The organism is Rhizobium sp. WSM409 (assembly GCF_057653825.1).
Genome location: NZ_CM172794.1, coordinates 1,149,143 through 1,165,630 on the forward strand (window position 1 = coordinate 1,149,143; position 16,488 = coordinate 1,165,630).

At 60.9% G+C, this 16,488-nt stretch carries 22 protein-coding genes; 5 read left to right on the forward strand and 17 right to left on the reverse strand.

Features of this window, described 5'->3' with window-relative positions; all coding sequences use genetic code 11:
- The 3 genes from AC25BC_RS05795 to AC25BC_RS05805 form a co-directional block, all read right to left on the reverse strand.
- Positions 1-1,500 (reverse strand): glycosyltransferase family 39 protein, encoded by a 1,500-nt coding sequence (locus AC25BC_RS05795; protein ID WP_012756747.1) that lies wholly within the window; start codon positions 1,498-1,500, stop codon positions 1-3.
- Between the two features lie 12 nt (positions 1,501-1,512).
- Positions 1,513-2,529 carry a glycosyltransferase family 2 protein gene (locus AC25BC_RS05800; RefSeq protein ID WP_003546851.1) on the reverse strand — a complete coding sequence of 339 codons (1,017 nt, stop codon included), beginning with the start codon at positions 2,527-2,529 and terminating at the stop codon, positions 1,513-1,515.
- Positions 2,530-2,666: 137 nt separating this feature from the next.
- Positions 2,667-4,160, reverse strand: a complete 1,494-nt coding sequence (locus AC25BC_RS05805) for an ArnT family glycosyltransferase (protein ID WP_128439193.1) — start codon at positions 4,158-4,160, stop codon at positions 2,667-2,669.
- 173 nt (positions 4,161-4,333) lie between these two features.
- On the opposite strand from AC25BC_RS05805, the gene AC25BC_RS05810 reads away from it, so the two are divergent.
- Complete coding sequence (locus tag AC25BC_RS05810) at positions 4,334-5,296, forward strand: lysylphosphatidylglycerol synthase domain-containing protein (RefSeq protein WP_128439192.1); 963 nt, start codon at positions 4,334-4,336, stop codon at positions 5,294-5,296.
- Here AC25BC_RS05810 and AC25BC_RS05815 read toward each other — a convergent pair.
- Genes AC25BC_RS05815 through AC25BC_RS05830 form a run of 4 tightly spaced genes read right to left on the reverse strand, consistent with a single transcriptional unit; the run spans position 5,264 to position 7,603 of the window.
- Positions 5,264-6,505 (reverse strand): RNA polymerase sigma factor, encoded by a 1,242-nt coding sequence (locus tag AC25BC_RS05815; RefSeq protein WP_128439191.1) that lies wholly within the window; start codon positions 6,503-6,505, stop codon positions 5,264-5,266. The genes AC25BC_RS05810 and AC25BC_RS05815 overlap by 33 nt on opposite strands.
- 9 nt (positions 6,506-6,514) lie before the next feature.
- Entirely contained in the window at positions 6,515-6,874 is a 360-nt protein-coding gene (locus AC25BC_RS05820; protein WP_113547132.1) for a YciI family protein, read from the reverse strand.
- Between the two features lie 2 nt (positions 6,875-6,876).
- Positions 6,877-7,236: a YciI family protein gene (locus AC25BC_RS05825; protein WP_113547133.1), complete on the reverse strand. Its 360-nt coding sequence runs from the start codon at positions 7,234-7,236 to the stop codon at positions 6,877-6,879.
- A 10-nt stretch (positions 7,237-7,246) separates the two neighbouring features.
- Positions 7,247-7,603, reverse strand: coding sequence for a YciI family protein (locus AC25BC_RS05830; RefSeq protein ID WP_113547134.1), 357 nt, complete (start codon positions 7,601-7,603; stop codon positions 7,247-7,249).
- A gap of 154 nt (positions 7,604-7,757) precedes the next feature.
- Between AC25BC_RS05830 and AC25BC_RS05835 the strand changes: the two genes are divergently transcribed.
- Positions 7,758-7,973 (forward strand): hypothetical protein, encoded by a 216-nt coding sequence (locus tag AC25BC_RS05835; RefSeq protein WP_245459826.1) that lies wholly within the window; start codon positions 7,758-7,760, stop codon positions 7,971-7,973.
- A gap of 9 nt (positions 7,974-7,982) precedes the next feature.
- Here AC25BC_RS05835 and AC25BC_RS05840 read toward each other — a convergent pair whose 3' ends face one another.
- The 5 genes from AC25BC_RS05840 to AC25BC_RS05860 form a co-directional block, all read right to left on the reverse strand.
- Positions 7,983-9,485 carry an AMP nucleosidase gene (locus AC25BC_RS05840; protein ID WP_128439190.1) on the reverse strand — a complete coding sequence of 501 codons (1,503 nt, stop codon included), beginning with the start codon at positions 9,483-9,485 and terminating at the stop codon, positions 7,983-7,985.
- A gap of 184 nt (positions 9,486-9,669) precedes the next feature.
- On the reverse strand, positions 9,670-9,849 hold the full coding sequence (locus AC25BC_RS05845; protein ID WP_128439189.1) for a hypothetical protein: 180 nt from the start codon (positions 9,847-9,849) through the stop codon (positions 9,670-9,672).
- 210 nt (positions 9,850-10,059) lie between these two features.
- Positions 10,060-10,356, reverse strand: coding sequence for a type II toxin-antitoxin system RelE/ParE family toxin (locus tag AC25BC_RS05850; protein ID WP_012756757.1), 297 nt, complete (start codon positions 10,354-10,356; stop codon positions 10,060-10,062).
- On the reverse strand, positions 10,353-10,622 hold the full coding sequence (locus AC25BC_RS05855; RefSeq protein WP_012756758.1) for a CopG family ribbon-helix-helix protein: 270 nt from the start codon (positions 10,620-10,622) through the stop codon (positions 10,353-10,355). Before AC25BC_RS05855 ends, AC25BC_RS05850 begins: the two co-directional genes overlap by 4 nt.
- Before the next feature lie 72 nt (positions 10,623-10,694).
- Entirely contained in the window at positions 10,695-11,033 is a 339-nt protein-coding gene (locus AC25BC_RS05860) for a DUF2147 domain-containing protein (RefSeq protein ID WP_128439188.1), read from the reverse strand.
- Between the two features lie 443 nt (positions 11,034-11,476).
- On the opposite strand from AC25BC_RS05860, the gene AC25BC_RS05865 reads away from it, so the two are divergent.
- On the forward strand, positions 11,477-11,746 hold the full coding sequence (locus AC25BC_RS05865) for a sel1 repeat family protein (protein WP_003546876.1): 270 nt from the start codon (positions 11,477-11,479) through the stop codon (positions 11,744-11,746).
- 140 nt (positions 11,747-11,886) lie between these two features.
- On the opposite strand, the gene AC25BC_RS05870 is transcribed toward AC25BC_RS05865, so the two are convergent.
- From AC25BC_RS05870 to AC25BC_RS05880, 3 genes are all read right to left on the reverse strand, one after another.
- Positions 11,887-13,002: a pyridoxal phosphate-dependent aminotransferase gene (locus AC25BC_RS05870; RefSeq protein WP_128439187.1), complete on the reverse strand. Its 1,116-nt coding sequence runs from the start codon at positions 13,000-13,002 to the stop codon at positions 11,887-11,889.
- A gap of 97 nt (positions 13,003-13,099) precedes the next feature.
- Positions 13,100-13,501, reverse strand: a complete 402-nt coding sequence (locus AC25BC_RS05875) for a pilus protein PilZ (RefSeq protein ID WP_003558031.1) — start codon at positions 13,499-13,501, stop codon at positions 13,100-13,102.
- Positions 13,502-13,700: 199 nt separating this feature from the next.
- Positions 13,701-14,102, reverse strand: a complete 402-nt coding sequence (locus AC25BC_RS05880; protein WP_128439186.1) for a DUF2177 family protein — start codon at positions 14,100-14,102, stop codon at positions 13,701-13,703.
- Between the two features lie 161 nt (positions 14,103-14,263).
- Here AC25BC_RS05880 and AC25BC_RS05885 point away from each other — a divergent pair, with 161 nt between their 5' ends.
- The gene (locus tag AC25BC_RS05885) at positions 14,264-14,710 is read left to right on the forward strand and encodes a baeRF12 domain-containing protein (RefSeq protein ID WP_128439185.1); all 447 of its coding nucleotides are present in this window, start codon (positions 14,264-14,266) and stop codon (positions 14,708-14,710) included.
- Between the two features lie 65 nt (positions 14,711-14,775).
- On the opposite strand, the gene AC25BC_RS05890 is transcribed toward AC25BC_RS05885, so the two are convergent.
- Complete coding sequence (locus tag AC25BC_RS05890; protein WP_128439184.1) at positions 14,776-15,642, reverse strand: LysR family transcriptional regulator; 867 nt, start codon at positions 15,640-15,642, stop codon at positions 14,776-14,778.
- A 90-nt stretch (positions 15,643-15,732) separates the two neighbouring features.
- On the opposite strand from AC25BC_RS05890, the gene AC25BC_RS05895 reads away from it, so the two are divergent.
- A complete protein-coding gene (locus tag AC25BC_RS05895; RefSeq protein WP_113547140.1) occupies positions 15,733-15,996 on the forward strand; it encodes a hypothetical protein in 264 nt (87 codons plus the stop codon).
- Here AC25BC_RS05895 and AC25BC_RS05900 read toward each other — a convergent pair.
- On the reverse strand, positions 15,947-16,279 hold the full coding sequence (locus AC25BC_RS05900) for a hypothetical protein (RefSeq protein ID WP_003558042.1): 333 nt from the start codon (positions 16,277-16,279) through the stop codon (positions 15,947-15,949). The genes AC25BC_RS05895 and AC25BC_RS05900 overlap by 50 nt on opposite strands.
- Between the last annotated feature and the right edge of the window lie 209 nt (positions 16,280-16,488).

The following is a 16,488-nucleotide window of genomic DNA, read 5'->3' on the forward strand; positions in this document are numbered from 1 at the left end:
CTATTTGCTCTCCGGCCGAACCCAGGCGTAGCCGAGCGCGAAATTGTCGCCCTGGCGGCCGAAGTAATAGGGAAGCGACAGCGAGCCGATCTCCTGCAGCGCGATATCAGCCGCCGTCAGCGCCGAAGAAAAACGCTCCGGCATCACCGCATCGGCAGCCGTCGCCGTCTTCTTGCCGCGCCAGACGATCAGCACCGGCCCCTTGGCCTCGGCATAGGCCGGAATGCCCGGTGCCGGAAAATCCGGGATCACCACCGGCACATCGGGAAATTGCAGCCGCATGTTTCCGCCGATATAGGTGTCGGAAGCGATCACCAGCGCCGGTTGTGCCTGTTGCGTCATCTCGCGCGAAAAACCCGCCATCGGCACATTCGGCCGGCTGTAAGTGCCGATCAGCCCGGCGCCGACGACGCGGAAGCCGAGTGCGATCAGCACGCAGGCCATCAGCACCGGCAACACCGGCCGGAAGCGGCGCAGCCCGGCGGAAAGGTCGAGCCCGGCCGCCTGCATCTTCGCCAGGAAATAGATCGGCAGCACTAGCAGGAAGGGGTCGAGCCAGCGCTCGCGCACCGTGGTAGAGCCGGTGAACAGCACGATCAGAACGATGCCGGCAAGACTTGCGAGCATCATCCGCTCCATCATCGCAGTCCAGCGGTTGCCCGCCGAAAGCGCCCGGACAAAATCCCGGCGGAAGGTGGCGGCGAAGATAGTGACCGGCAGCGCCGCAAAGGCGATGATGGCGACGAGAAAGGCGAGAAGGCCTTTGCCGATCCGCACTGCGCCGGCGGGTTCGCTGCCGGCGGCCATCTTGACCAGAGTGTCGGAGGAGGCGAATGCGAGATTGCCCTGCAGCCAGATCGCGTGCGGCAGGATGATGACGAGCGCAACAGCGATCGCTGCCAGCATGCGCCAGTCGAGCGCCCGGCGCCGCCATTCGGCATCGGGCAGGATGGCGATCAAGGCGACGACAGGCATCAGGGCGAAATTATATTTCGAGATCAGCCCGATGCCGGTCGCAAGCCCGAGCAGCAGGTAGCTCGCCATATCGGGCCGGTCGAGCGTGCGGAAGAAGCCGTAGAGAAACAGCGAACTGGCAAAGAGCAGCGCCGTCGTGTGGGTCAGATCCTGCTGGGCCATGTAGGAGACCTGGGGCAGGGTGATCAGCGCCAGCATGCCGACGGCGGCAAGCGCCTCGTCCTTCAGCGCGCGCCGCCCGGCAAGGCCATAGAAGAGATAGGATAGGAACAGCAGGATGTTTTTCGGAACGATCAGCGCGCCGATCGACATGCCCGTCACCGAAACGACGGCATATTGCATCCAGTTGTAGAAGGGCGGCTGCGGGCCGTAGCCGGCCAGCAGATATTGCGAGAAGAAGGATTGCTCGGCCTCGTCGAGCTCCAGCGAATGCGGAAGCGCGATGCGCAGCGCGATGTTGAGCACGAAATAGGCTGCAAGCAGCAGGCCCGCGGTTCTGATCGTCCTCGTCGCGCGCTCCAGCATCGTGCTGCCGGCTTAGGCTTGGCTTTGATCGTCGAAGATCTGCCGCACGATATAATTCGGAGAGGCATCGTCGCGGTAATAGGTGCGCGCGATCATTTCCGCCAGGATGCCGGTGGTGATCATCTGTACCGACGACAGCAGCAGCACGACGCCGACCATCAGCATCGGTCGCGTGCCGATGTCGTTGCCCAGGATGAATTTGTCGAAGCCGAGATAGAGCAGGATCAGCATGGCGAGCGCGCCGAGGCCGAGACCCAGCGAACCGAAGAAATGCCCCGGCCGCGCCTTGTAGCGCATGAAGAACATCACCGACAGCAGATCGAGGATGACGCGGAAGGTGCGCGAAATGCCGTATTTCGAAACGCCGTGCTCCCGGGCATGGTGGGTGACGGCCATCTCGCCGATGCGCGAGCTCGGGACGACACCGGCGACCCAGGCGGGGATGAAGCGGTGCATCTCGCCCATCAGCTTCACCTGCTTGATGATCGAGGCACGGTAGATCTTCAGGCTGCAGCCGTAATCATGCAGCTTGACGCCGGTGATGCGGCCGATCAGGTAGTTGGCGCACCAGGAGGGGATCTTGCGCAGGAACAGGCCGTCTTTGCGGTTCTTGCGCCAGCCGACCAAGAGGTCGAGTTCACGCCGTTCCAGCTCGGAGACCATCGAAGGAATGTCCTTCGGGTCGTTCTGCAGGTCGCCGTCCATCGTCGCGATCAGGCGGCCACGGGCGGTATCGATGCCGGCCTGCATGGCGGCTGTCTGGCCGAAGTTGCGCTGCAGCTCGACGATCCTGAGCGCCAGCCCCTCGCGTCCCACATACTTGCGGGCGTTGACGAGCGTCGCATCCGTGCTGCCGTCGTCGACGAGGATCAGCTCCCAGCGATGGGGGTAGCTAACCATCGCAGCCGCGACGCGCTCGACAAGCGGGCCGACGCTTTGCTCTTCGTTGAAAATGGGCACGACCAGCGACAGTTCGAGCGATTGTACCGGATCATTCGTACCGCGAATGGGCTCTACGGTTGTCTGCAACTTTCATCTCCAAAAGGCCGGACGGCCGAGCAATCTTTACTGCTGCCGCCGCACTTGCGGAAGGCTACTACATGAAGTGTCCGCCGGTTGCCAGCGGGCAATGCCGGTTTCCCGCAATCGGCTGATCTGCCGGGGCGCTATTTCGCGCCGCCGTCCACCCAGGAGTAACCAATGGAGAAGCTGCGTTTGCCGTCACCGAAGAGATAGGGCAGCGTCAGCGTCTTCAACTCTGGCAGATGAATGCCCGATTTGACGAGGTCATTGGCGAAGCCGGGGGAAATTGTTGGATCATCTGCGGTCTCGCCGCGCCAGATAACCAGCACCGGCCCCTTCGCGTCAGCATATTCGGGAACTCCGGGACCGGGGAAGAACGGGATCACGACGGGAACGTCGGGAAACTTTAGCCGCATGTTGCCGGCAACGAACTTGGTTCCCGCCACGATCAGAACCGGCTTGCGGGTCGCGGTCAATTCAGCAACGTAGCCGGAAAAGGGTACGTTCGTTCTCGTATAAGTGCCGATATATTGAATGCCGACGATCCGGAAAAGAAGGATCGACAGGATGACGACCATGAAGACCGGCACCACCGGCCGGAAGCGCGCAAGACCGGCGGAAAGATCGAGGTCTGCGGTTTCCAGTTTCAGGAACAGATAGATCAGCAGGACGAGCAGGCATGGGTCGAGCCAGCGCTCGTGGATATCGCTCGCGCCGGCGAAGAGGATCACGCCGACGAAGGCGAGCAGGCTGATGACCATCATCCGCTCGATCACCCGGATCATCGGGCTGGAAGAGGAGAGCGCGCGAAAGAAGTTGCGCCGGAAGGCGGCCGCGATCAGAACGATCGGCAATGCGACGAAGCCGAGGACGGCGATGACGAGAGACAGCAGTCCTTGCCCGATGCGGGGGAGGCCGGCCGGGGCCAGGTGTTCGGCAGTCATCCGCTCCAGCGTCGGCGCAGAGGCGCTGGCAAGATTGTCAGGCAGCCAGAGCGCATGCGGCAGCACGATCAGAATGGCAAGGACGGCGGCCGGCAGCAAACGCCAGTCGATGAGCCGGCTGCGCCATTCCCGCTCTGGCAGCACGGCGACGAGAGCAGCAAATGGCAGGATGGCGAAATTATACTTCGAGATGAGCCCGATGCCGGTGGCGATGCCGATGAGGAGATAGCTCCCGATCGTCGGCTGGCGCAGCGTGCGGAAAAAACCGAAGAGGAAGAGCGAGGTCGCAAACAGCAGGGCAACCGTATGGGTCAGTTCGCGCTGCGCCATCAGGCCGACCTGCGGCAGAGTAATCAGGCTCAACATGGCGACGGCTGCGAGCGAACGGCTCTTCAGTACCTCGCGGGCAGCAAGCCCGTAGAAGAGATAACAGCCGAAGAGGATGATGTTCTTGGGCACCGAGAGCACCCACATCGATATGCCGGTCACCGAAACGATGGCATATTGGATCCAGTTGTAGAAGGGCGGCTGCGGGCCGTAGCCGGCAAGCAGGTATTGCGAGTAGAAGGATTGCTCCGCCTCGTCGAGATCGAGCGTATGCGGCAAGGCGATGCGAAGCGCGATGTTCAGCAGGAAATAGCCTGCCAGAAAAATGCTTGCGCTCGTAATGCTTTTGGTAATCCGCTCCAACATCGTCTCCACGTCAAGCCGGCAAGGCGCCGTCACGGCGCTCGGATCGTCGGCGTGGAAGCCTGTTCGCCACCGCCGCCATCAACTCCGCCGTTGTGCGCAACCTTCATTTCTCCTAAAAGGCCTGGCGACGGAACCGCTGCCTATGGCGAAGCCAAGCGAGGAATGCCTACTACATGAAGAGTTCGATCGTTGAAAGCCGGCAATCCTGGTTTATGCGCAATCGCATGACCGTTCTGACGGTCGTCATCGTCGCAGCCTATGGCCTCTTCATCCAATGGTTCTGGGGTTGGCCTGTTATCATCAGGCAGTGGGCCGATGTCGGCGCGGGTCCGGTGATCGGTGCGCTGGTGCTGCTGACGAGCACCTATTTCCTGCGCACCTGGCGCATTTATGATTATTTCCCGAACGAGACAGCCGGCCGGTTCGCGATCCTCTTCCGCGTCACGCAAATCCATAATCTGCTGAACATCATGCTGCCGTTCCGTGCCGGCGAGACCAGCTTTCCGCTGCTGATGCGCACCGAATTCGGCATTCCGCTGACGCGCGGAACCTCGGCGCTGTTCGTCATGCGGCTGCTCGACCTGCACGCGCTTCTGGCCGCCGCCGGCATCGGCTTTGCGATCGCTTCAGCCGATGCCGCTATTGCCTGGTCGCTCTGGAGTGTCTTCCTGCTGCTGCCGGTCGCGGCCTTCGCCGCCCGCAAGCCGCTGCTGCGCCTGGCCGCCAGACTGCTGCCGAAGAAGGCGCAGAAATTCGTCGCCGAGATCGAAAACGGCTTGCCGCTCGATGCCATCGCCTTTGCGCGCGCCTGGGCGATGACCATCGTCAACTGGCTGGTGAAGGTGATGGTGCTGGCCTGGGCGCTCGGCCTGATGGGTGTGTTGCCGATGGCCGCAAGTTTCGGCGGCGCGCTCGGCGGCGAGCTTTCCTCCGTGCTGCCGATGCATGCGCCAGGCGGCGTCGGCACTTATCCGGCCGGCATCACCGCCGGCGCCATCGCCTTGGGCGCCTCGAGCGAGCGGCTGGCCCTTGCCGCGCTGGCGCAGGCAAGCATCAATGCCCACCTGCTGATCATCGTCTCGGCACTGACAGGCACGGCGATCTCACTGCCGCTCGGACGCCGCGGCAAGCTCTGAAATCCGTTTTCTCAAAAACGCCTGCTCCGGCTCCTGCCGGCAGAGCGACAGCGCCGTTTGATAGGCGGCGATCGCCTCTTGCCTCCGGCCGAGACGGCGCAGGAAATCGGCGCGCGCCGAATGGGCGAGGTGATAGGCCTGCAGCTCCCCGCGTCCCAGAATGGCATCGACCAGTTCCAGCCCCTTCGCCGGCCCTTCCGCCATCGCAATCGCCACGGCGCGGTTGAGCTCGACGATCGGGGAGGGCTGCGCCGCCAGAAGCAGATCGTAATAAAAGGCGATCCGCCGCCAGTCGGTCTCTTCGGCAGCCGGCGCCCGGGCATGTTCGGCGGCGATCGCCGCCTGCAGCGTATAGGTACCGATTTCTCCGGCTTCCATCGCCGCGGCGAGCAGCGCCAGGCCTTCCGCAATCTTCACATGATCCCAGAGCGAGCGGTCCTGATCGGCAAGCAGCACCAGCGATCCGTCCCCGACGCGGCGGGCGGTGCGGCGGGAGTCCTGCAGCAGCATCAGCGCCAGCAGGCCGGAAACGTCGGGATGCGGTAGCAGCGCCAGAAGCAGCCGCGCCAGACGGATCGCCTCTGCGGTCAGGTCGGCGCGGACCACCTCCTCGCCCGAAGAGGCCGAATAGCCCTCGTTGAAGACGAGGTAGATAACGTGCAGCACCCGGTCTAGCCGCGGCGGCAGCGCCTCGCGGCCCGGCACCTCGTAGGGGATCTTCGCCGCCCGGATCCTGCCTTTGGCGCGCACGATCCGCTGGGCGACCGTCGGCGCCGGAATGAGGAAGGCATGGGCGATCTCTTCGGTGGTTAGCCCGCAGATTTCCCTCAGCGCCATCGCCATCTGCGCATCGGCCGGAATGAGCGGATGGCAGCAGGTGAAGATCAGCCGCAGCATGTCGTCCTCGATCGGTTCCATGCCGCCGATCTCCGTTGCATCGGGCGTGTAGAGGCTGTCTTCGATATGATGCTGCGAAGCATCGAAACGCGCCCGCCGCCGGATCGTGTCGATCGCCTTGAAGCGCCCCGTCGAAACGAGCCAGGCGACTGGGTTGCCGGGAATACCGTCCGTCGGCCATGTCCGCGCGGCCGCGGCAAAGGCGTCGTGAAGCGCTTCCTCCGCCCGGTCGAAATCGCCGAGCAGGCGGATCAGCGTCGCCAGCACCCGGCGCGACTGCGTCCGATAGATGTCCTCGATCACGCTTTCCAATGGGGCACCTCAGTCCGGCAGAGTCAGCATCCGCACGGGCCTCAGTTCGACCGCGCCGAAACGCGCCGACGGGATCCGCCCGGCAATTTCCCTGGCTTTCAACACATCCGGCGCCTCGATCACGTAGAAACCGGCCAGATGCTCCTTCGTCTCGACATAGGGGCCGTCGGTAGCAGACAGCCTATTGTCTCGAACCCGCAGCACGGTCGCCTTGTCAGGCATCTCAAGTGCATCGGCATGGATCATGATGCCGTCGCGGCGCAGCTCCTCGTCGAAGGCGAAATGCGCTTTGACGAGTTCATCGGTTTCATCAGGCGTCAGCGTCCCGTCCGTGTCGGCGCTGTTATAAATCAGGCAGATGTAGCGCATGGCTATTTCCCATCCTGGATGGAGTAAGTCGGGCGCACTTCGATCGAGCAATATTTGAGGATCGGAAAACTCGACGCGATCGTCTTCGCCTCCTCGATATTCTCGGCTTCGATCAGCACAAAACCACCGAGGTGCTCTTTGATTTCGGCAAATGGGCCATCGGTCGCAAAGGCTTCGCCATTGCGCAGGCGGACCGTGACCGCCGTTGACGGTTCATGCAAGGCGAGCGCCACCAGCAGATGACCGCTCTCGCGCCAGCGATTGTCGCTGGTGATGCACTCCTGTGTGAGCGCATCCCATTCGGTTTGAGGGACCAGCTTGCTTTTTTCCGTGTCGAACCAGATCTGGCATAGAAATTTCATTGGTCTCTCCTCATTTAGCTCCGAATTCGTGGATTGGCCGCACCTCGATCGCGCCGAGCCTGGCGAGCGGGATGCCTGACGCAATCCGGATCGCTTCGTTGAGATCCTTTGCCTCGATCAGGATGAAGCCGCCGAGCGCCTCCTTCGTCTCAGTGAAGGGACCGTCGGTCACTGACATCTCGCCACCGCGCACCCGCACGGTCACCGCCGATTTCGGCGGCTGCAGCGCCTGGGCGACGATCATATGCCCGCTTTCGACGAGGTCCTTGTCATAGTTCAAGGAATTGCTGTCGAGTTCTATCTTTTCCTCTTTCGTCATGGCGTCGAGTACCCCGCCATCGAACCAGACCTGACAGAGATATTTCATCGCGGCAGCCTCCTTGTGAGCGTCTCAATAACTCTGGACGACCGAGTTCCCTGCATTTCGACAGCGGTGGAAAAAATCTTTGTGCCGGCCGGCTGTCGAAATCGCAAGGCAGCACTCGACAAGGCTTCATCGAAACCTGTCGAGGAGAACGGAAATGAGCATTCTTGAAATCGCCCTGGCAAGCCAGATCTGGGCACGCCGTCGTGAGAGGCATCAGCTGGTACTCGACGATGCCGATGCGCTGAAGGTTCTTCTGCGCATCGTTTTCGTCGTCGTCGCCTTCACCCTGCTGATATCAGGGCTGAACCTTGCCGCCGGCAGGCCGCAGATGCTGGCCGAGGGGTCGGCGCCTGTCGTCACGGGCAGATGAGGAAACGGCCTATTGGAAGGCCGTTTCGAAGAAGCTGCGCAGCTTGCGTGAATGCAACGCTTCCTTCGGCATGGCGGCAAGCTTCTGGACGGCGCGGATGCCGATCTGCAGGTGCTGGTTGACCTGCGTGCGGTAGAAGGCCGTCGCCATGCCCGGCAGCTTCAATTCGCCGTGCAGCGGCTTGTCGGAGACGCAGAGCAGCGTGCCATAGGGCACGCGGAAGCGGAAGCCGTTGGCGGCGATCGTTGCCGATTCCATGTCGAGCGCGATTGCGCGCGCCTGGGAGAGCCGCTTCACCGGCCCGCGCTGGTCGCGCAGTTCCCAGTTGCGGTTGTCGATCGTGCCGACGGTGCCGGTGCGCATGATGCGCTTCAGCTCGAAACCCTCATAACCGGTGATTTCGGCAACGGCGGCTTCCAGCGCCACCTGCACTTCGGCCAGCGCCGGGATCGGTACCCAGACCGGCAGGTCGTCGTCGAGGACATGGTCCTCGCGCATATAGGCATGGGCGAGAACATAGTCGCCGAGCCGCTGGCTGTTGCGAAGACCGGCGCAATGGCCGAGCATCAGCCAGGCATGCGGGCGCAGCACGGCGACGTGGTCGGTGATCGTCTTGGCGTTGGAGGGGCCGACGCCGATATTGATCATGGTGATCCCGGCATGGCCCTTCTTCTTCAGATGGTAGGCTGGCATCTGTGGCAGGCGGGTGAGGGCGGAATCCGTTTCCGGCGCGTTCGAGCCGGGCAGGGTGACGACATTGCCGGGCTCGACGAAGGCGGTATAGCCGTCGCCGCCCTCGGCCATCAGCTTGCGCGCCCAGCTGCAGAATTCGTCGATATAGAACTGGTAATTCGTAAACAGTACGAAATTCTGGAAATGCTCGGCATGCGTCGCCGTATAATGCGACAGTCGGGCAAGCGAATAGTCGATGCGTTGCGCGGTAAATGGCGCAAGCGGCGAGGGCTCTCCAGGCGGCGGGATATATTCGCCGTTGGCGATCTCGTCGTCGGTGGTGTTGAGATCGGGTGTGTCGAAGATATCGCGCATCGGAATGTCGACGAATGCGTTGGTCGATGCTTCCACATGCGCACCCTCGCCGAAGGCGAAGTGCAAGGGGATCGGCGTCGTCGATTCCGAGACGATGACAGGAACGTTGTGGCTCTTCATCAAGAGCGCCAGCTGCTCCTTCAGGTAATGCTTGAAGAGCTTCGGCCGGGTAACTGTCGTCGTATAGATGCCGGGTGCCGTGACATGACCATAGGAAAGCCGCGAATCGACATGGCCGAAGCTTGTCGTCTCGATGCTGACCTGTGGATAAAAAGCGCGGTAGCGCGAGGAGATCGGCGCGCCCTGTGCGAGTTCGGCGAAGCTCTCGATGAGAAACGCCGTATTGCGCTCGTAAAGCGCCGTCAGCGCCTCGACCGCCTTGGCGGGATCATCGAAACTCTCAGGCTGGAAAGGCGGTGGAGAGGAAATGTCGAGGGGCGACAAAGGGGGGATTCGTTTGTTCATGACACATTATAGAGAGTTGTTCTTGACAAGCAAACGACGCGCGCCGGCGGATTCCGATTTTTTATCCTGCTGCCTGTCCGATGCGATGTCGTCTAAAAGTGTGCAGCGGTTTTTTATGACGAACTGCATAAATCAAAGACTTAAAGCGCATTGCATGAATTCGGTTCGATGCGATGCGCTTTAGTCAGCGCACCGCAGGCGCGCAGAAGGTGCCGTTTCTCTCCAGGCAGGTATAGCTCGCCCCGAAATGCGACTGCGCCCCGCCGCCGCCTTCGTGCACCACGACTGCCGAAACCGTGATCGCGAAGATCGCCGCAAACAGCGTGATGATGCTAAAGCGTCTTGCCAGAATATAGATGTTCATCCCCTTATCCCCGATACGCAACTCTATCGTGACAAGAGTTTTGGCATGCGATGGCTGAACGGGTGCTGAGATGCCGGTTCATCAGCCGTTCAGCTTGCCGGACAGGCTCGGCCGACCGCCAGAGGCTTGGAGGCATGCCGCGTCGACATGCTTGGCGTTTTGGATGATGGCTGCGCAGGTGCGCTACGATACGCTTATAAGTTGGTTCGGCTATTCTTCGGCCGGCCAATCCCGCGCGGTATGGATCACACGCAAGATAACGACGCTTTCACGTCCCGCGATCGACCGCAGCTCATAAGAAATTATGTAGGGGAGCCGGGTGAGGGATTTTTCATAAGTGCCAGCTACTCGCCCTGGCCGACCGGTTGCAAATTCCCCAAGTTTCTTGCCGGCTTCCTCGATGGCGTCCACGACCCTTTCGGCCGCATCGGGGCTGTCCTTCGCGATGTAACGCAGAATTTCCAGATTATCTTGGTGTGCTTCCTTCGACCAAAGAACCGGCCTCATCCGCGCGGGGTCTTTCTGCGCTTGGCATCTTCGATGACCTCACGCATTTCGGCGACAGCCTGCTCGTGCGGTATAACGCGCCCAGCTTCCGCATCGGCCATGCCCCGCTTGATACCCTCGATGATTTCAAGCTCGCGCTCCACATAGGCCGCTACGGCCTCGCCAGCGAGGAACGATTTGCTGCGGTGCGTATCGGCGGCAATCCTGTCGAGCTTTTCTTTTACGTCGGGGCGGACCCGAATCGTCATGGTCGTGCTGCCGGCCATTTCGAAAACTCCTGTGTTGAACTGTGTACAATCTAACACATGTCGGCCTTGCCAGCTATCCCCCGCGTTCTCTCAGAGCCGCGTCCAGGTCTGAGACTTGCAAAGGATCTTCATCACGCAGCCCTGCATCCTTAGCGAATTGCCGGAAACCTTGCCCGCGCCGCTATAGGTCTTTTCGGCGGCCGGGTCGGTGATCTCGCCGGCATAGCTGCCGCCGGTTCCAGCAAGCGTGCCGATCTTCCGGCCGGCATATTTACCGGTCTTCAGCGTCACGCAATAACTGCCGCCGCAGGATGCGATCACCGCCGTATCACCGGCGGCCGTCTTCCAGCTGCCGACGATCGGCTCCTCGGCATGCGCGATACCCGCGATCACTGTTATGGCGCCGGCGAGAATGAAGCTGCGGATCATCTTTTCCTCCATGATGTCCCTGTTCGGCCGTGAAAATAACTGACGCGAACGTAAAGGTAAATAAGGTCAATCACTATCATGCTGACTGCTGAAAAACGGGAGAAAAAGCTATGCGGCGAGCGTTCAAAGAGATCGCCTCCTGATTTCATGATGAACGATCCGTTTATTTTCAAATCTGAATCTTTCGTAAAACCCGCTCGAAAATCCTTAATTCGCAGGGAGTCCGATGTTTAACGAAAATCCAATTTTACCAAGTGTTTGCACTTTGTTTGTCTCAAATTAATCATGCATTTTAGGCGTTTTTTGAAAGCCGTTTGGCATAGTGAACCCATCAAACGAGCGGGGCAAACCCGCCGGACCGAAAGGGCCGCAAGCCGCGATAGACGGCAAGGCCTAGAGGTAAAACAGGGTCAGTCATAAACAGGCTAACAGGGATAAAACCGATGGCACGCTTTGAAATGCACAATGCTGAAACGGCCACCATGGGTGGCGACAACAACAGCGCCGATGTCTTCTGCGAAATGGGTCTGATGTATGCGACCGGCCGCGGCTGCGAAGTCGATCTCGTTGCAGCCCACAAATGGCTGAACATCGCCGCCATCAAGGGCAACGACCGCGCCGCCGAGCTTCGTGCCGACGTGGCCGCCGCCATGGACAAGATGCAGCTCGCAGCAGCGCTGCGCGCCGCCCGCGAGTGGATGACGGTTCACTAAGACCGTCTCCGATCAGGAATTCGACAAGAGCAGCAATAACAACCTCAAAAAGAGGGGGCTGGCGGGCGCTTTGGACGGGGCCGACGCCGGGAGAAGAGAACCGCGACCGGATTTCCTCCACCGGCCGCGGTTCTTCTGTTTTATCGGCCGATCTTTTTCAGAACCTGCGGCAGAGCCTGTTCGAGCAGCGCCATATCCGTCTCCGGCCCGACGCTGATGCGGATGCAGCGGTTGAGGGGCGCCACACCAGGCATGCGGATGAAGACGCCGTGCTCTATCAGGCCGTCGACGATCGACCGTGCATAAGAGCCGTCGCGCCCTGTGTCGATCGCCACGAAATTTGTTGCCGAGGGCAGGGGGACGAGACCGTTCGCCCGGGCGATGCCGCCGATCCGCTCCCGCGCCGCATGGATTTTCCCGACCACCTCGACGAGATAGGCCTGGTCCTTCAGCGCCGCGAGCGCTGCAGCCGTTGCCAGCCGGTTCATGCCGAAATGATTGCGGATCTTGTCGAAGGCCTGCGCCGTGCCTGCCGTCGAGATCACGTAGCCGGTGCGTGAGCCGGCAAGCCCGTAGGCCTTGGAGAAGGTGCGGGTGCGAACGACGTTCGGCATTTCGATCAGCGAGGAGACCGACGGCAGCGAACCTGATGGTCCCGTCTCGCTATAGGCCTCGTCGAGCACCATCAGTGTCGTCTCGGGCAGCGAACGGGCGAAAGCGACGATGCTGTCGGCATCCCACCAGCTTCCCATCGGATTGTCAGGATTGGCGAAATAGACGAGCGGTGCGTTCTCGCGCTTCACCGCATCGAGCAGCCCGTCGAGATCCTCGCGGTCGTTTGCGTAGGGAACGGTCACCAGCCGGCCGCCGAAACCGGCGACGTGGAAATTGAAGGTCGGATAGGCGCCGAGCGAGGTAACGACGGGCGCGCCCGGCTCGATCACCAGCCGGACGATCTGGCCAAGCAATTCGTCGATGCCGCTGCCGATGGCGATATTGGCGGCCGAGACGCCGAGATGGGCGGCCAGCGCTTCCCTGAGCGCGAAATTCTCCGGGTCATTGTATTTCCAGATATTGCCGGCCTCTTCGCGCATCGCTGCAAACACGGAAGCGGCTGGGCCGAAGCCGTTCTCATTGGCGCCGATGCGCGCCGAAACGGCAAGTCCGCGCTGGCGCTCGATCGCCTCGGGGCCGACGAAGGGGACTGTGGAGGGCAGGGCGCTGGCAAGAGGTGTAAAGCGCGAAAAGGCGGACATGCGACGGCAGTTTCCCGGACATAATGACAATTGGCGAAACAATAGGCCCGGGCACGGCCAACGCAAGCAAGATTATTTCCGCAACGACTCGGCCTGTTCAGGCGCGGAAGATCGGCGCGCGTCGGGCAGCGATTGCTTCCATGTTGCCGACAAGGAAATCGGTGCGGACGACGCGGCGCAGAACCTCGGGGTCCATGATGTTGATGAACCGCACCCCGATGCGTTCCTTATGGCGATAGACCTCGGCGCAGCCGATCCGGTAGGCGAGGCCGAGAATGTTGAGATAATAATGCTTTGGCAGGCCGGCCGTGGTCGAGACGATGAAGGTGGCGCCGCCCTGGGAGATATCGATGATCTCGGCGCTTCGCATGGAGACGCCTGTGAGGCACGGCCGGACGGCGACAATGCGGGCTGGCCGTTTGACACTGAATTCTTCCCAGCGCAGGTCGTAGACAGCGGACTTGACCGTGGCAAGGTGTGTGGCGCGGAGCATAGTCATTCACATTCTCCGTCAGACGGGGCACATTTGGGGTCTTGATCGCGAGCAAGCTGGGGTCTTGCTCAAACCAAGGTCACATGAATGTTTTGCACATTCGTCAAATATAAAATGACAATTTTAACGAGTTTAAACTTTGTGCCCAAGCGGGACGCCTGATGTCCATTATCGGGACGTGGGCTTTCATCTCCAGGCTCCCGTTTCAGCCAAAAAATCTGACGGCGAAATATCCGCCGGCGGCAGTCAGCGCCGTCAGAGCCGTGCCCCAGGACATGTCGACCAGGCTCATGGCGAGCGGCCAGTTGCGAAGCGTGGCGAGATTGGTGATGTCATAAGTGCCATAGGCCGCCAGTCCCAGAATGGCACCGTGGAGAAACGCAGTGGCGATCGAGCCAGCCGACAGTGCGGGCAGCACGGCAAGTACAACCACCGCGGCGGCGAAGAACAGGTAGAACAGTGCGCCGACCGCCAGATTGGGCGAGGGCAGCATCAGCGCTCCCAGCTGGTCGCGGTAGAAGTTGCGGGCGATGAGGCCGAGCCATATCCCGTCGCAGACGAGAAGAGTGAGAAAGGTGCCGGCATAGGCGAGCAGTGATGTCTTCATCGTCAATCTCCCGAGCTTGGCCTTTCTACGCAGCAAGGGCCGACCGGATCGCCGCCCGTGCGATTTCGGTGCAATTTTCCCGAACTCTTTCAATGGCCGAGCGTTGTGCCTTGATCGATGAAGCACGGCGCGCTTCGAATGACGACAGCGAGGAGTTGAAGATGACTGATGTCAAAATCCCTTGGGAATCATGGGTTGTGGTCTGCGATGGAGCCAAGGCTCTGATCATGCAGAATGCCGGCGATGCCCAACTGGTGAACCTGAAGGTGCTGGAAACCCTGACGCAGCCGAGCGCGCCGGATCGCGAGATTGGCGCCGATAAGCCTGGCCGAACCCATGCTGCGAACGGACTGAGCGGCAGCGCTGTCGAGGAGACCAGTTGGCAGGATCAGGCCGAAGCCGAATTTCTGAAACAGGTAGCGGTAAAGCTCGACGAGTTGGTACAGGAAAAGAAGGCCCGTCGCATCGTCCTCGTTGCACCGCCGAAGGCGCTTGGCGCGCTGCGGCCCGCGCTCCGCGCCGATACGCAGGCGATGATCACCGCGGAAGTGGCGAAAGACTATACCAATATGCCGGTCGACGAGATCGAGCGGCATCTCGCCGCCTGAGCCGACAAAAACCTAACTATTAGGGAACGCGGGTCGAATGGCCCGCGTTTTCTCATGCCGTTGCGTCAAGCCGATGATCTCTGCCCGGAAAACAGCTCTTCATGATCGGCAAAGAGCGCCGCCAGACGGTCGATGACGATCCTGACCTCTGGCCGTTGCCGTTCGTCGTCATGCGCGACGATCCACATCTCGTAGGTCAGCTCGTCGATCACAGGCCCGGCGCGGACGAGCTTGCGCTCCTGATCCCCAATGAAACAGGGAAGCACCCCGCGGCCGGCACCGCCGCGGATCAGGTAAAAGAGCATATGCGGCGTGTTCGTCCAGCTGGTGATCCAGGAATCCGGCTGTTCGAACGTCCATTTGTCGGCTGGCGTGATGGCGGTATCAGTGCCGAGCGAGATCCAGTTGCAGTTTTTCTCGTCATAGCCGGGCGCCTGATATGCCGCATGCGCCACCTTGACCGAGCGGCGGATCGCGACGTTGCCGCTCTCCGGCCGACTGTGGCGAATGGCGATATGCGCCTCGCGATAGGTGAAATCGACGCTCGCATCGCAGGTCTTGTAGCACATGCGGAAGCTGTCTTTCGGCGTCCAGACGCTGGCCAGATGGTCGGCGACGAAGCGTGAAGTCCAGCTGTCGGCCGCCGTCGAGACGATCGGCAGTGTCAGCACCTCGCCGCGCCAGTCGGAGATCGCACGCGCTGCATCCTGCATCAGCCGGACGCGATCGAGCAACTCCTGCCCGTCCTTGGCGAGCAGATAACCGGTGGGGCCGCGGCTGAAGAGCGAGCGGCCGGTCACCCGTTCGAGCGCCAGCATACGCCGGCCGATCGTCGGTGCGCTGAGCCCGGTGCGCTGAGCCGCCGCCGAAAGCCCGCCGCCGGTCGCAACATGGAAGAAAAGCTGCAGGTCGTCCCAGCTCGCATCTTTCATGGATGAAAACCCCCTTTCCCCAGCGCCTCTACATCGGAAGGGCGCGAAGGCTTAGCTCAAGTGCTCCAGCAATAGATGGAGGATGAAGCAATGGATCTCAACTGGGTTATTCTCTTCAGGGAAATCGAAATCTGCAATCGCCGAATCCGCCGCGATCGCTTTGCCGATCCGCTCGCCGATCCGCTTGATCGTCCGGAATGGCGTGGATTTCTCTGGACCGTTTCGATCATCGCGCGTCTTGTCGCAAGACGGGCTGCAGAAACAAAGGTGCCGTGCCGCGATGATTCGCGGATCGGAAAAAGCCTCAGGTTTCGAAGTTCAATCGCAACACGTGGTGCAGGAATTCCGGATTGATCAGCATGTTGAAGCTGATCGTCACCAATTCACCTTCGCGCTTGACCACGGTCGCACCGATCTCGTCATGGATGCCGAGGATTTCGAGGAAGAAATGGCTCGGCATTTCCAGGTTCGGGCTGACTTCGAGCAATGCGCCGGCAAGCGTGATCGTGCGGATCAGGCAGCGCACCTGCGTTCCGGTGCTGAGGTGATGGCCGACGAAGATGATGTTGCCGGGCCTGTCGAGATTGAATTCCCTGTAGGCACGTTCCGGCTTGGGGTGTTCTGTGTCGAGGTGCATCTGAAAGGCCCTTTTAGCCTCCGCTTGTAATACGACAGGATATTACGTGAAGAATGCTGACATTTGCTGAAGAACATCGTTAAAAATTGAATGCTTATGTGACCGCTGCGGGAAAATCGCACCGATTTCGTGCAGATTTGCCCCAAAGTTGCGCATTCCCAAGGCAGATGCGCCATTCTTGACATGTCGGCGGCGTTCGCGCATACAAA

Excerpts from the sequence above, each read along its gene's own strand:
- AC25BC_RS05795 (WP_012756747.1), bottom strand. The coding sequence starts at position 1,500 with ATGCTGGAGCGCGCGACGAGGACGATCAGAACCGCGGGCCTGCTGCTT.
- AC25BC_RS05805 (WP_128439193.1), bottom strand. The coding sequence starts at position 4,160 with ATGTTGGAGCGGATTACCAAAAGCATTACGAGCGCAAGCATTTTTCTG.
- AC25BC_RS05810 (WP_128439192.1), top strand. The coding sequence starts at position 4,334 with ATGAAGAGTTCGATCGTTGAAAGCCGGCAATCCTGGTTTATGCGCAAT.
- AC25BC_RS05820 (WP_113547132.1), bottom strand. The coding sequence starts at position 6,874 with ATGCGCTACATCTGCCTGATTTATAACAGCGCCGACACGGACGGGACG.
- AC25BC_RS05825 (WP_113547133.1), bottom strand. The coding sequence starts at position 7,236 with ATGAAATTTCTATGCCAGATCTGGTTCGACACGGAAAAAAGCAAGCTG.
- AC25BC_RS05830 (WP_113547134.1), bottom strand. The coding sequence starts at position 7,603 with ATGAAATATCTCTGTCAGGTCTGGTTCGATGGCGGGGTACTCGACGCC.
- AC25BC_RS05835 (WP_245459826.1), top strand. The coding sequence starts at position 7,758 with ATGAGCATTCTTGAAATCGCCCTGGCAAGCCAGATCTGGGCACGCCGT.
- AC25BC_RS05840 (WP_128439190.1), bottom strand. The coding sequence starts at position 9,485 with ATGAACAAACGAATCCCCCCTTTGTCGCCCCTCGACATTTCCTCTCCA.
- AC25BC_RS05845 (WP_128439189.1), bottom strand. The coding sequence starts at position 9,849 with ATGAACATCTATATTCTGGCAAGACGCTTTAGCATCATCACGCTGTTT.
- AC25BC_RS05850 (WP_012756757.1), bottom strand. The coding sequence starts at position 10,356 with ATGAGGCCGGTTCTTTGGTCGAAGGAAGCACACCAAGATAATCTGGAA.
- AC25BC_RS05855 (WP_012756758.1), bottom strand. The coding sequence starts at position 10,622 with ATGGCCGGCAGCACGACCATGACGATTCGGGTCCGCCCCGACGTAAAA.
- AC25BC_RS05860 (WP_128439188.1), bottom strand. The coding sequence starts at position 11,033 with ATGATCCGCAGCTTCATTCTCGCCGGCGCCATAACAGTGATCGCGGGT.
- AC25BC_RS05865 (WP_003546876.1), top strand. The coding sequence starts at position 11,477 with ATGGCACGCTTTGAAATGCACAATGCTGAAACGGCCACCATGGGTGGC.
- AC25BC_RS05870 (WP_128439187.1), bottom strand. The coding sequence starts at position 13,002 with ATGTCCGCCTTTTCGCGCTTTACACCTCTTGCCAGCGCCCTGCCCTCC.
- AC25BC_RS05875 (WP_003558031.1), bottom strand. The coding sequence starts at position 13,501 with ATGACTATGCTCCGCGCCACACACCTTGCCACGGTCAAGTCCGCTGTC.
- AC25BC_RS05880 (WP_128439186.1), bottom strand. The coding sequence starts at position 14,102 with ATGAAGACATCACTGCTCGCCTATGCCGGCACCTTTCTCACTCTTCTC.
- AC25BC_RS05885 (WP_128439185.1), top strand. The coding sequence starts at position 14,264 with ATGACTGATGTCAAAATCCCTTGGGAATCATGGGTTGTGGTCTGCGAT.
- AC25BC_RS05890 (WP_128439184.1), bottom strand. The coding sequence starts at position 15,642 with ATGAAAGATGCGAGCTGGGACGACCTGCAGCTTTTCTTCCATGTTGCG.
- AC25BC_RS05895 (WP_113547140.1), top strand. The coding sequence starts at position 15,733 with ATGGATCTCAACTGGGTTATTCTCTTCAGGGAAATCGAAATCTGCAAT.
- AC25BC_RS05900 (WP_003558042.1), bottom strand. The coding sequence starts at position 16,279 with ATGCACCTCGACACAGAACACCCCAAGCCGGAACGTGCCTACAGGGAA.